This window comes from Aurantimonas marianensis (genome assembly GCF_024195285.1).
GTDB lineage: Bacteria > Pseudomonadota > Alphaproteobacteria > Rhizobiales > Rhizobiaceae > Aurantimonas > Aurantimonas marianensis.
Genome location: NZ_JALHBS010000123.1, coordinates 1 through 12,105, shown reverse-complemented (window position 1 = coordinate 12,105; position 12,105 = coordinate 1). Strand labels below are relative to the sequence as shown.

The window sequence follows — 12,105 nt, the reverse complement described above, 5'->3', positions numbered from 1 at the left end:
GTCCGGCCTACGCCCTGTTCGGCGCCAGCACCTGCGAAAGGTCTGCGAGCCGGGGCGCCGACAAGGCGCCGGCGTCTGCCTCGGAACGTCCCTCAAGCCGGCTGTGATCCGTCCGTCTTGAAGGCTGCCACCGCGGCCTTCGGTGACGGCGGGGCGCCGGACGAACTTGCGGCGGTTGGCGACCTGCTTTGCAATGGCGCGAACTCGTCCGCCGTCAGCGTTTCCCGGGTGAGCAGCATCTTCGCCCCGGCGTCCAGATCGGTACGCTGTCCTGCGAGGATATCCCTGGCGCGAAAGTGCGCGCCCTCGACGATATTTCCCGGACGGCCAGGTCGATCTCGCGCTCGGTGGCTTGCGAGGCCTCGAATGAGCGGCTCTGCGGCACGGCGAGAAACGCCTGGGCGGGCCGCGTATAGGTCCGCTCGCCGAGGCCCGAATCCATGCCGTAGCGCGTCACCATTTCGATGGCGATATCGGTCGCCTTCTGGAGATCGTCCGCGGCACCGGTCGACACATCGCCGTCGAAGATCAGATCTTCGGCGGCGCGCCCACCCATCAGAACGACGATCCGGTTCTTCAGTTCGCTGGCGGCGAGCAGGAACCGATCCTCCGTCGGCCGCTGCATGGTATAGCCGAGAGCGCCGACGCCGCGCGGGATGATCGAGACCTTCTGTACCGGATCGACGCCCGGCAGATTGGCCGCGACCAGCCCATGGCCCATTTCGTGATAGGCGACGCGGCGGCGCTCGCTCTCGCTTAAGACACGGCTCTTCTTTTCGATGCCGGCGACGATGCGCTCGATGGCGATCGTAAAGTCGCCGAATGTCACCGAGGCTCCGTCTCGGCGGGTCGCGGCGATCGCCGCCTCGTTGATCAGATTGGCGCGGTCGGCCCCGGTGAACCCCGTGGTCAGGCCGGCGACCTTGGCAAGGTCGACGTCGTCATCGAGGATGATGTTGCCGGCATGCACCTTGAGGATGGCCAGGCGGCCCGCCTGGTCGGGCCGGTCGACCAGCACTTGGCGGTCGAAGCGACCGGCGCGCAACAGCGCGGGATCGAGGATTTCCGGCCGGTTGGTGGCGGCGAGCAGGATGACGCCGACACTCGGATCGAATCCGTCGAGTTCGGCGAGCAGCTGGTTGAGCGTCTGCTCCTTTTCGTCGAAGCCGCCATAGCCGCCCGCCGTGCGGCTGCGGCCGAGAGCGTCGAGCTCGTCGATGAAGATGATCGACGGTGCGGCCTTGCGCGCCTGTTCGAAAAGATCGCGGACCCGCGCCGCGCCAACGCCGACGAACATTTCGACGAACTCGGATCCGGAGATCGAGAAGAACGGCACACCCGCCTCTCCCGCCACGGCGCGGGCCAGCAGCGTCTTGCCGGTGCCCGGTGGCCCGACGAGGAGAATGCCTTTGGGCACGCGCGCGCCCAGTCGGCCATAGGTCGTCGGGTCCTTGAGAAAGGAGACGACCTCCTGCAGTTCCGACTTGGCCTCGTCGACACCGGCGACATTGGCGAAGGTCACCTTGGTGTCTTTCTCCACATAGACCTTGGCCCGCGACTTGCCGATCGACATGAGGCCGCCCAGACCCTGCCCCCCGGCCATGCGACGGAAGAGGAACATCCAGATCACGTAGATGACGAAGAACGGCAGCACCCAGGCAAGCAGAGTTCCCGCGAAACCACTGGATGGCGCACCGGTCACGGTGACCCCGTGGGCGATGAGCTTGTCCGCCAGCCCGGTGTCGACGCGGTTGGTGATGAAGCGCGTCTTGCCGCTCGGCAAAGCCTCCTTAAGCGTCCCCTGGACAGTGTCGTCGCCGACCGTGACCTCCGCCACGCGGTTCTGGGATAAAAGCTCCTCGAACTGGCTGAACGGAATGGTCTCGATTTCCGAATAGGTTCCCCAGGCCCATTGCAGCAAGGTGAAGCCGAGGATCGCCGCGAGAACGTACCAGATGATGATTGTCTGCTTTTGCGGCGGCGTCGGCGAATCCTTGGCCATGGGTGGCTCCGGTCAATCGAGAGACGCGGTCTTGACGGTCCACTTCCGACTGCATCAAGACGTGCGGGAAATGCGGCTGCGGCAAGACAAGCGCATGAACATGACGGCGGTCGCCGCAGGGAACACCCGCGACGACCGCTCTCCTTGGCGGACCAGCCGGTCAGGCGGCCGTCACGGCGATCTTCTTTTCCTTGCTCTGCGCCTCGGCCGTCTTCGGCAGTTTGACCGTCAGCACGCCCTTGGTGAAACTCGCCGCGATCTTGTCGGCGTCGACCCCGTCGGGAACCCGGAAGGAGCGCGTGAAGGAGCCGTAGCGGCGTTCGGAGAGGTAGTAGTCCTTTTCCTTCTCCTCTTTCTCTTCCTTCTTCTCGCCCTTGATCATCAGCGCGCCATTGGCGAGTTTGACCTCGACGTCCTTCTCATCCAATCCCGGCAATTCCGCCGTGATTTCGTATTCTGTCTCCCTTTCCGCGATGTCGACGGCAGGGACGGTTCCGAACGCCATCTCCCGCGGCCAGGAGAGATCGAAATCGAAAGTCGGACGGGCGAGCATCGTTCGCGAACGACCGCCGCCGAATCTGTCGAACAGGCGCTCCATCTCGTGCCGGAGCGTCTCGAACGGTGCCCAAGGACCGGACACCGAAGTCGAGGGCGCGCTGGATTTGTCGGTCTTGACGGGAAGCTTGGTCGCTGTATCGGTCATGATATTCTCCTCTGGGTGAACGAGCCCGCCCCTCTTTCGTGGCGGGCGCGCCGGCGCGCCGCGAAGGTCTTGCCGGCCACGCACGGAGTACTTGAGGAGGCCGAGCCCGCCCGCTGTTCCCACGAAACAGGACAACCAAAGCCCGCGCATGCAGCTTCGGCATTGATCCTGATCAAGATTTCGCATCATCGCGGCGTTTGAGCGGGATCAAGTCTCGCCATCTTCGGGCGTGAAATAATGCGGCGACGTTTGCGCGACGCGCTCTTGCCAATCCGCTCCACGCCGGGGAGAACGCAACATGAAAGCCATGGTCCTCCACGCAATCGGACAGCCGCTGTCGATGGAGGAGCGCCCCGATCCCCTGCCCGGCCCCGGCCAGATCCGCGTCCGGGTCGAAGCCTGCGCGGTCTGCCGCACGGACCTCCATGTCGTCGATGGCGACCTGCCGGAGCCCACGCCGCCGATCGTGCCCGGCCACGAGATCGTCGGCCTCGTCGACGTCATCGGTGACGGGGTCGAGATGCTATCCCCCGGCATGCGGGTCGGCATTCCCTGGCTCGGGCACACCTGCGGGCATTGCCCCTATTGCATCGCCGGCGCGGAGAACCTTTGCGACCAGCCCCTGTTTACCGGCTACACGCGGGACGGCGGCTTTGCGACCCATGTCGTTGCCGACGCCGCCTTCGCTTTTCCGCTGACGGGCTTCGACGATCCGGTCGCCGCCGCGCCGCTGATGTGTGCGGGGCTGATCGGCTGGCGCTCACTTCGCATGGCCGGGAAGGGTCAGGCGATCGGCCTGTACGGCTTCGGCGCCGCCGCGCACATCCTCGCCCAGATCTGCCGCTGGCAGGGGCGCGACGTCTACGCCTTCACCCGCCCCGGCGACCGCGCGGCTCGGGAGATGGCCCTGTCGCTCGGTGCCCGCTGGGCTGGAGGTTCGGACGAGAGGCCGCCCGACCCGCTGGACGCAGCGATCATCTTCGCTCCGGTCGGCGCGCTGGTTCCACAGGCTTTGCAGGCCGTGAAGAAGGGCGGCCGGGTGGTCTGCGGCGGCATCCACATGAGCGATATTCCGGAATTTGCCTATCGGCTCCTGTGGGAAGAACGCCAGATTCGCTCCGTCGCCAATCTGACCCGGCAAGATGCTGCCGAGTTCCTGGAAATCGCGCCGGAGGCCGGGGTGAAGACGACCACCCATGTCTATCCGCTGGAAGCGGCGAATAAGGCGCTCGCCGATCTGAGGACTGGCCGATTTCAGGGCGCTGCCGTGCTGGTACCGTGACACGCTGCGGCAGCGTCGATGCTTGGCTCGAAGTCGAGTTCGTCGATGATGTCCTGCTGCAGTGTCCCATCATGCATCGCCTTGGCCCGTGTTTCGCAAGCGCAAGGAATTTCCCGCTCCTGCCGCAGCCTGAATCATCGACCGGGCAAGGGGGGCCGGCATTGATCCGGCTCAAGGCGAGTAGGCGGTCTCGCGCAGCTAGCCGTCACTCGCGCCGAGGGCGCGTCGAAGCGTCCGGATCACCACCCCGCGCGCCTTGTCGTCGGCCGCCTTCTCGAGCCGCTCGTTGATATCGAGGAAGAGTTTCGAAACGTCGTTATGCCAGTCGAGACGAGCCAGCTTGCCCGGATCGAGGCGGCGCGGCGTGTCGGATTTCAGCGGGATGGCGGCCTCGGCCGTGAGCCTGAATCCGTCGTCCAATCGCGGCACGATAACCCGCTCGTTCGGAACCACCGCGCTCACACGCTGCTTCAGCCCCTCGATCGCCTCGACTTCCCCATGCACGAGAAACAGACCGGCCTCCACCGGACGCCGTTCCGACAGCCAGTCGCAAAGCTCAGGTCCGTCGGCATGGCCGGAGTAGAGATCGATCTCGCGGATCTGTGCCCGCACGACGAATTCATCGCCTTGAATTCGGACCTGATGGGCCCCGTCCTTCAAGATCCGGCCCAGCGTGCCCTGGGCCTGGAAGCCGACGAACAACACCGTCGCTTCCGGCCGCCACAGCCAGTTCTTCAGGCGATGCCTGATGCGTCCGGCCTCGCACATTCCGCTGGCCGCGATTACGATATGGAAGCCCTTCAGCCGGTCCAGCGCCTTACTCTCGTCGACCGTCTCGGTGAAGCGGATGTTGGGTGCGCGCAAAGCGCGGGACAGAATGTCGCCGTGCTCCAATTCCCCCGCATGATCGTGAAAGACCCCGGTGGCACGGGTGGCGAGCGGCGAATCGATGATGACCGGAATCGCCGGCAGATCGCCGGTTTCGATGAGATGCTGCAGGTCGACTAGGAGCTCCTGCGTCCGCTCGACCGCGAAGGACGGAATCAGCAGCGCCCCGTCCGGGTTGTTCGCCGCCCTCACCGCGTCCCGCAATATCCGGCGACGATCGGCTTCCGACGCCCCGGCACGATCTTCGTCGCCGTAAGTGCTTTCGCAGATGACATAGTCGAAGCCGCTCGGCGCGTCCGGATCGGCTTGCAACAGCTTGTGAGCCGGGCCGAGGTCCCCGGAAAACAGCAGCCGCAGTGGTCGATCTCCAGAGCCGGCGATCTCGATTTCGATGGAGGCCGAGCCAAGAAGGTGCCCCGCGTTCCAATAACGCGCCCTGACGCCGGCCATCACATCGAACCATGCGGCGAACGCGACAGCCCGAAACTGGCTCAGGCATCGGGCGACGTCGGCGGCGTCATAGATGGGCGCCACGGCCCTGCGACCGCGCCGCCTGTTGCGGCGGTTGAGATGCGCGACTTCGGTATCCTGGATATAGGCTGAGTCGGGCAGCATGACGCTGCACAGATCCCGGGTCGCGCGGCTGGCGAAGACGGGGCCGGCGAACCCGTGCTTGGTCAGCTTCGGCAGCAGACCGGAATGGTCGATGTGAGCGTGGGTCAGCAGCACCGCATCGACCTGCTTGGGCTCAAACGGGAAGGCGCGGTAGTTCAGCTCCTTCTCCGACTTTGATCCCTGGAACAGGCCGCAGTCAATCAAAAGCCGGCCGCCGGAAACCTCCAGTTCGAAACAGGAGCCTGTGACGGCCTGTGCCGCTCCGTGGAACCGCAGGATCGGCCCCGGGACCGTCTTGGCGCTGTCGTGGCTCATCGAAAACTCCCGTCGTTATCGTAGGAATTGAATGCCGTCGGTCGTCGCGTTCAGGTCGGTGATCGCCTAACGGCAGGCCCGAGGACATCACACTCCTGTTCGGCCCGCCCCTCCTGGACAAAGCTGATGACAGCGTTGACGAAGACGACCGCGAGGATCACGCCCGTGTCGACCCAGTGCTGCAGAGCCGCTGTCACCACCGCCGCGGCAATCAACACATAGATCAGCACGTTGTGGAAATGTCCGAGGAACCGCAACAGCGTGCTTCGCCTTGGCGGCTCCAGCAGGCAGTTCCGCCCATGCGTCTGCAAACGGACGGCCGCTTCCTCCGAGCCTAAGCCCACCGCGGTAGCCTGTAGCAGATTGAGCGCTTCATCTGATGGCAGGTCGTGGAAGGCGGATACTTGGCGTTGCTCAGTCATTCGATCGCTTTCAGTGATGGTTGCGAGCTTGCGGTCCCGCCGCTCATGACGCCTGCTTCTCTTCCGTCTCGATCGGAGGAATTTCAGTGCGATCTTCCTCGGGAGCGCCGCTGAGCAGATCCACGGCACGGTCGGCTGCGTCCTGGAAGGGCTCCAGCACAATGTCCGCGCCCGCGCCGAAGAGATTCTCCGTGTCGCGCGCATTGTGGGACGTCACCGCGATGCGCCCGCGGAAGCCTGAGGCGCGGGTCAGTTGGATAAGCGTAATGCGCGTATCCTCGTGGCTGAGACCAGTGGGATGGATCGGGATGGTGGAGACGATCCACTCGGCTCGCGACAGCGGCAGTTTGGCCACGAACTCGGGATCACTCGCGTCACCGAATTCCGGGTCGAGTGCAAGCTCGCGCCAGCGCCTCACCGCCAGCGGGTTGAAGTCCACTCCCAGCACACGGATGCCGCGCTTGTTCAGGCGTATCCCGATCGCCGTGCCGAAGCGGCCAAGTCCGAAGATGAGCACCTTGCAACTGTCGCCGTGGTGGGCGCCGGCCTCGCTCCGCTCGCGCGGGGTGCCCCTGCGCTCGAAGATGCCGAGTAGCGGCTCGCAGACGCCGTATAGCTGGTGGGAATAGGTGATCATATAGGTGGAGGCCGCGATGGTCACGAGACCGACCATCGTCACGAGCCCCAACGCATCTTCCTGCACATGGCCGAGCGAGACGCCCATGGCGATGAAGATCAGGGAGAATTCGCTGATTTGTGCCACGGTCAGACCGGCAAGAAAGCTCGTGCGTTTGCGGTAGCCCATCGCTCCCATGATCGCGAGCACAATCAGCGGGTTTCCGATCAGCACGAAGAGCGAGAAGACGACGGCGCCTGCAACATGCGCACCGAACAGCGACAGGTCGAGCGTAGCGCCAAGAGCGATGAAGAAGAACAAGAGCAGGAAGTCACGCAGGGGGGCGAGCCGCGCCGCAATGGTTTCACGATAGGGGGTGGAGGCGAGCGACATGCCGGCGAGGAGGCCGCCCACCTCTTTGCCTAATCCTACCATATCGCTTACCGCGGCGAACATTGCCGCTTGGGCGATGGCGAATATCACCAGCAGTTCAGGGGCGCACGCCAGCCGTTCCATCAGCGGACTGGCCACATATCTGGCGAGAAGGACGACCAGCGCGACCAGCGCCGCGCCGGAGGCGAGAACCGTCACCCCCGATCCGCTGCCATGCCCGTCCCCCGCGCTGATCCCGATGGCCGAGAGCACGATCATCGCCAGCACGACAATGAGGTCCTGCACGATCAGGAAGCCGAGTGCGATCTGGCCGTGTAGCGAATCGATCTCGCGCTTGTCGGACAAGAGCTTCACGATGATGATCGTCGAGGAGAAGGTCAGCGCGACCGCGACATAGAGGCTGGTGACGTGTCCAAGGCCGAGCGCGAGGCCGATCAGGTATCCGAAGATCGAGGTGAAGAGGACCTGCCCACCCCCTGTCAGAAGTGCGACCGTGCCCAGTGACCGGATGAGCTTCACGTCGAGTTTGATGCCGACCATGAACAGAAGCACGGCGATCCCAAGTTCGGACAGAAGGTCGATCTGCTCGTCGGAATGCACCACGTCGAGCGCCGAGGGTCCCGCGATCAGGCCCACCGCAATGAAGCTGACGATCAGCGGCTGTCTGAGCAGGATGCCGAGCAAGCCGATAGCCGCAGCCATGACGAGCAGCAACGCCACCTCGGCGAAAGGAGAATGGATCAGCGCGTCCATCTCGCCTTCTCGCCACCAGCCCGGGGCTCATCATTCTCTGGCCTCTCCGCATCGCGATCGATTCCCCGCGCCCGTGTCGCGTGACTGCGCAGAAATGCCTTGAGATCGCAGTCCGCGATCCGCCATCCCTTGCCGATGTCGATCGCGCGATACTCCCCCCTGATCCTGTGACGAACAGTCGCTTCGCTGACCTTCAGGCGCTCGGCAACTTTTTTGACGGTCTGGGATCGGTCGCGGGCCATCGGGGATACGCCTCTATGCAGCGGATTGCGGCAGATTAGCGAGCAATGGCCGATCTTCGTTGACGTTGGTCAAAGCAAGCGAAGTTCCGTCATGCTTCGGTGCATGGAGTAACCGCCGCAGGGAGCGCACGATGAAGACGATCATGGTAGCAACGGATTTCTCCGAGAGATCTGATCGGGCGCTGCGGCGCGCGACGCTGCTTGCCAAGCACTTCGGCGCAGCGATGTCGCTTGTTCATGTCGTCGACGACGACCAGGCCCGGCGCATCGTGGAAAGTGAGCGCGAAATCGCGGGTCGACTCCTGCATGAGCTGGCAACGACAGTCAGAGATGTTGATGGTGTGACCTGCGCGACCCGGTTAATCCTTGGCGCGGCGTTTGCCGGCATCGCCCAAGCCGTCGAAGAGATTGCACCGGACATGTTGGTCATCGGTCCGCATCGGCGACAGGCGCTTCGGGACGTGTTCATCGGCACGACGGCGGAGCGTACGATCCGAACGGTAACCGTGCCGGTTCTGATGGTGAATGCAGCTCCCACTGGCCCTTATCGCCATGCCATGCTTACCACCGACCTCTCCGAAGGCGCGAGATGCGCGGCTCGGAATTTCTCGACGCTGGAGATTGGGCGTGGGGCGAGGATCTCGATCCTCCATGTGTTCGATGCACCGGCCCTTCGTCTGGGTATGCGCCATGCGATGCCAAAAAGCGGCAAGGAGCATTACCTCGATGGGGAAAGCAAGAACGCCGCACGGGCGCTTTCGCAATTCGTGCACTCCTCCGAGTTAGAGCCCATTGATAAAATCGTTCGCCATGATGAGAGCACACCTGCGCAGGAGATTCTCAACACCGCGAAGGGTGAAGCGGTGGACTTGATTGTCATCGGAACTCACGGCAGGAGCGGTCTGGCCAAGTTTTTCCTTGGTAGCGTGGCGGAGAAAGTGCTCCGTAACGCCGATCGCGATGTTCTCGCAGTGCCGCCGTCAACGGCGCCTTGAATGCAATCATTAAGGAGCCGAGGCTGCTTCGAGAATGATCACGGCGTGAACTTGCTTGCGTCACGCAATGGCACGAATCGCGAAAAGCGGGACGTTGTTCGGTGCGTCTGACCAGCCGCTCCGCGAACCGCGATCACCGTGCCTGTCGCTCCTTTATCCTGCATCGCGGCCTCGCAATCGTCGGGCGGGGGCTGTCCCGGCGCGGCGCATACGCGTCCGCAGGGCCCGAAGCCATTGCAAGACACTCTAGGCCAGAGCGCCCCGGCGGCCTTTGACTCCGATCAAGGATTGCGCCGCCGCTTCTGCAGTGCCGTGCCGCAGGACGCACGCGCCGCACTCCCAGCGCAGCCGCGCGCCTTGATGAATGTCAACGCGTCTGTTGTTTGCCTCGATAGACTGGTCGTCATTCCTGGTAAGCCGGGGCCGCGACGATCCCAGACGGCACCCGCCCTCCCCGCAGACAGGAGATCTCGATGGCAGATCTGCTTCCATCCGAACAGTTCCGGGCGGCAGGCGCCGACGAGACCGCCGGAGCGATCAGGCACGCTTGCGAGCCGCTCCCCGCCCCCGAGAAAGCCGAGGCGTTCGGCGCGATGTTCGATCGCTTCGGCGATGCCCGCGTGGTCCTTCTTGGCGAGGCGACGCACGGCAGTTCGGAATTCTACCGGGCTCGAGCCGCCATCACGCGGCAGCTTGTCGAACGGCACGGCTTCAACATCGTTGCGGTGGAAGCCGATTGGCCCGACGCGGCACGGATTGATCGTCATGTCCGCCACCGCGCGGCGGGGATTTATGATGAGGCGACCTTTACCCGCTTCCCGACCTGGATGTGGCGGAACGAGGAGGTCGCGGCGTTCGCCGGATGGCTGCGTCAGCACAATGCGGACCTCGCGGCCGAGCGCCGCGTCGAGTTCCGCGGTCTCGACGTCTATTCGATGTACGCCTCGATGACGGCCGTCATCGACTATCTTGCGCGCGTGGACCCGCCGGCCGCCGAGTCCGCGCGGCGACGTTATGGTTGTCTGACACCCTGGCATGTCGATCCGGCCCTTTACGGTCGCTCGGTCGTGCTGGGGTATAGCGATACCTGCGAAGACGCGGTCGTCGAACAGCTCAAGACCCTTCTGGAAAACCGTCTCGATTACACGCGCAAGGATGGCGAAGACTATTTCGATGCAGCGCAAAATGCCCGCATCGTGCGGACGGCGGAGCGATATTACCGCATTATGTATCGCGGCTCGACCGAGTCCTGGAACCTGCGTGACCGGCACATGTTCGATACACTTCAAAATCTCATGGATGCGCGCGGTCCCAAGGCGAAGGCCGTCGTGTGGGCGCACAACTCCCACATCGGCAATGCGGCGGCCACGGCGATGGGCTGGCAGGGCGAATTCAACATCGGCGAACTCTGCCGGACCGCCTACCGTGACGAAGCCGCTCTGATCGGGTTCGGCACCGATCGCGGCACCGTTGCGGCCGCGGACGATTGGGGTGGGCGGATGCAGGTCAAGCGCGTGCTTCCGTCGCGGCCCGATTCCTTCGAGCGTGTCTTCCGGCAGACGGGGATCGCGCGCTCACTGACGGTCCTGCGCGATGCCAAACACGGCGAGGTGCGCGAGCTTTTGTCGAAGCCGCGTCTGGAGCGCGCCATCGGCGTCGTCTACCGTCCGGAAACGGAGATCTACAGCCATTATTTCGAGGCGGTGCTGTCCGAACAATTCGACGCCTATGTCTGGTTTGAAGAAACGCGGGCAATCACCCCCCTGCCGGCACCACGGCCGAAGGGAGTGCCGGACACCTATCCGTTCGGCGTGTAGCCGAGCCAAGGCTGATCCAGCATCACGCGGCCGCGAGCACGACAGGAACGCGTCTTTCCGATGAAGCAGCGAACCACGGAATCCATCACATCGCCAGACAAGGGCGAGGAGACAGGCGGACATGGCGGTGTCCTCGTCCTTGCCGCGGCAACGATTGCCGGGTTCGTCATATGTGTCCTATTGGCTGCGCCTTTTCTGGGTGCCCTCACCTGGGCGTTGACCCTGGCGATCCTGTTTGCCCCGCTGCACGCGAAGATCGAAGCGGCACTGACATGGCCAAACGTCGCAGCCTTGATGTCAGTGCTGATCGTCGCCCTCCTCGTCGCCGCACCCGCCATTTTCGTGGTCGAGCGCCTCGTCGAACAGGCGGCCGCCAGCGCATCGCTCGTACAAGCGAAGCTGCGATCCGGCGCAATTCAGCAACTTCTCGACGACCAGCCCAACATTGCGCCAATCGGGCGGTGGATCGAGCAGCAGATCGACCTGCCGGCGATGATGGCGAATCTGGCGAGCTGGCTGAGCAATGCCGGCGCCGCCTTCGCGCGAAACTCGGCGGCGCAGGTGATCGAGCTCGTGCTGACCTTTTACCTGTTGTTCTATTTTCTGCGCGATCAGGCCACGGCGAGACGTTTTCTGACAGAACGATTGCCGTTGACCAACGCCGACACCGGACGGCTGTTCAAGCGCGTGGTCGATACCATCCATGCCACGGTCTATGGAACGATCGCGGTCGCGGCGATCCAGGGCATCTTGGGTGGCCTGATCTTCTCGTTTCTCGGCTTGCCAACCCCGCTGCTCTGGGGATTGGTCATGGGCCTTTTGTCCATCGTGCCGGTGCTGGGCGCGTTCATCGTCTGGATACCCGCGGCCATTTTTCTCGCCATCAACGGTGACTTGGGCAAGGCCGCCATTCTTGCCGTCTGGGGCGCCGCGGTGGTCGGCAGTATCGATAATATCCTGCGGCCGATCTTCGTTGGAGACCGGCTCCGTCTTCATACCGTTCCGGCATTCATTTCGATGATCGGCGGCCTTGTCCTATTCGGAATGGCCGGTCTGATTCTG

General features: G+C 63.9%; 9 protein-coding genes and 1 pseudogene. 4 read left to right on the top strand and 6 right to left on the bottom strand.

Annotated features, from left to right (window positions below; translation table 11 throughout):
- Positions 1-92: 92 nt before the first annotated feature.
- Together ftsH and MJ956_RS18375 are read right to left on the bottom strand one after the other, a co-directional pair.
- A pseudogene (ftsH, locus tag MJ956_RS18380) lies at positions 93-2,002 on the bottom strand (ATP-dependent zinc metalloprotease FtsH).
- A gap of 160 nt (positions 2,003-2,162) precedes the next feature.
- A complete protein-coding gene (locus tag MJ956_RS18375) occupies positions 2,163-2,705 on the bottom strand; it encodes an Hsp20/alpha crystallin family protein (protein WP_253965874.1) in 543 nt (180 codons plus the stop codon).
- A gap of 298 nt (positions 2,706-3,003) precedes the next feature.
- On the opposite strand from MJ956_RS18375, the gene MJ956_RS18370 reads away from it, so the two are divergent.
- Positions 3,004-3,987: a zinc-dependent alcohol dehydrogenase family protein gene (locus MJ956_RS18370; RefSeq protein WP_253965873.1), complete on the top strand. Its 984-nt coding sequence runs from the start codon at positions 3,004-3,006 to the stop codon at positions 3,985-3,987.
- Positions 3,988-4,185: 198 nt separating this feature from the next.
- Here the strand turns inward: MJ956_RS18370 and MJ956_RS18365 are convergent, their stop codons facing one another.
- From MJ956_RS18365 to MJ956_RS18350, 4 genes are read right to left on the bottom strand one after another with little or no spacing between them, the layout of a single operon-like run.
- Positions 4,186-5,805, bottom strand: a complete 1,620-nt coding sequence (locus MJ956_RS18365; RefSeq protein ID WP_253965872.1) for an MBL fold metallo-hydrolase — start codon at positions 5,803-5,805, stop codon at positions 4,186-4,188.
- Between the two features lie 50 nt (positions 5,806-5,855).
- Positions 5,856-6,227, bottom strand: a complete 372-nt coding sequence (locus tag MJ956_RS18360) for a cation-transporting P-type ATPase (RefSeq protein WP_253965871.1) — start codon at positions 6,225-6,227, stop codon at positions 5,856-5,858.
- Positions 6,228-6,270: 43 nt separating this feature from the next.
- The gene (locus MJ956_RS18355) at positions 6,271-7,989 is read right to left on the bottom strand and encodes a cation:proton antiporter (RefSeq protein WP_253965870.1); all 1,719 of its coding nucleotides are present in this window, start codon (positions 7,987-7,989) and stop codon (positions 6,271-6,273) included.
- Entirely contained in the window at positions 7,977-8,231 is a 255-nt protein-coding gene (locus MJ956_RS18350) for a helix-turn-helix domain-containing protein (RefSeq protein ID WP_253965869.1), read from the bottom strand. Before MJ956_RS18350 ends, MJ956_RS18355 begins: the two co-directional genes overlap by 13 nt.
- Positions 8,232-8,362: 131 nt before the next feature.
- Between MJ956_RS18350 and MJ956_RS18345 the strand changes: the two genes are divergently transcribed.
- From MJ956_RS18345 to MJ956_RS18335, 3 genes are all read left to right on the top strand, one after another.
- Positions 8,363-9,226 carry a universal stress protein gene (locus tag MJ956_RS18345; protein ID WP_253965868.1) on the top strand — a complete coding sequence of 288 codons (864 nt, stop codon included), beginning with the start codon at positions 8,363-8,365 and terminating at the stop codon, positions 9,224-9,226.
- Between the two features lie 473 nt (positions 9,227-9,699).
- Positions 9,700-11,043 carry an erythromycin esterase family protein gene (locus MJ956_RS18340; protein ID WP_253965867.1) on the top strand — a complete coding sequence of 448 codons (1,344 nt, stop codon included), beginning with the start codon at positions 9,700-9,702 and terminating at the stop codon, positions 11,041-11,043.
- A 60-nt stretch (positions 11,044-11,103) separates the two neighbouring features.
- A partial coding sequence (locus MJ956_RS18335) for an AI-2E family transporter (protein WP_253965866.1) occupies positions 11,104-12,105 on the top strand: 1,002 nt, incomplete at its 3' end.

What these genes read in the sequence shown, in the direction of transcription:
- MJ956_RS18375 (WP_253965874.1), bottom strand. Translation starts at nt 2,705, where the DNA reads ATGACCGATACAGCGACCAAGCTTCCCGTCAAGACCGACAAATCCAGC.
- MJ956_RS18370 (WP_253965873.1), top strand. Translation starts at nt 3,004, where the DNA reads ATGAAAGCCATGGTCCTCCACGCAATCGGACAGCCGCTGTCGATGGAG.
- MJ956_RS18365 (WP_253965872.1), bottom strand. Translation starts at nt 5,805, where the DNA reads ATGAGCCACGACAGCGCCAAGACGGTCCCGGGGCCGATCCTGCGGTTC.
- MJ956_RS18360 (WP_253965871.1), bottom strand. Translation starts at nt 6,227, where the DNA reads ATGACTGAGCAACGCCAAGTATCCGCCTTCCACGACCTGCCATCAGAT.
- MJ956_RS18355 (WP_253965870.1), bottom strand. Translation starts at nt 7,989, where the DNA reads ATGGACGCGCTGATCCATTCTCCTTTCGCCGAGGTGGCGTTGCTGCTC.
- MJ956_RS18350 (WP_253965869.1), bottom strand. Translation starts at nt 8,231, where the DNA reads ATGGCCCGCGACCGATCCCAGACCGTCAAAAAAGTTGCCGAGCGCCTG.
- MJ956_RS18345 (WP_253965868.1), top strand. Translation starts at nt 8,363, where the DNA reads ATGAAGACGATCATGGTAGCAACGGATTTCTCCGAGAGATCTGATCGG.
- MJ956_RS18340 (WP_253965867.1), top strand. Translation starts at nt 9,700, where the DNA reads ATGGCAGATCTGCTTCCATCCGAACAGTTCCGGGCGGCAGGCGCCGAC.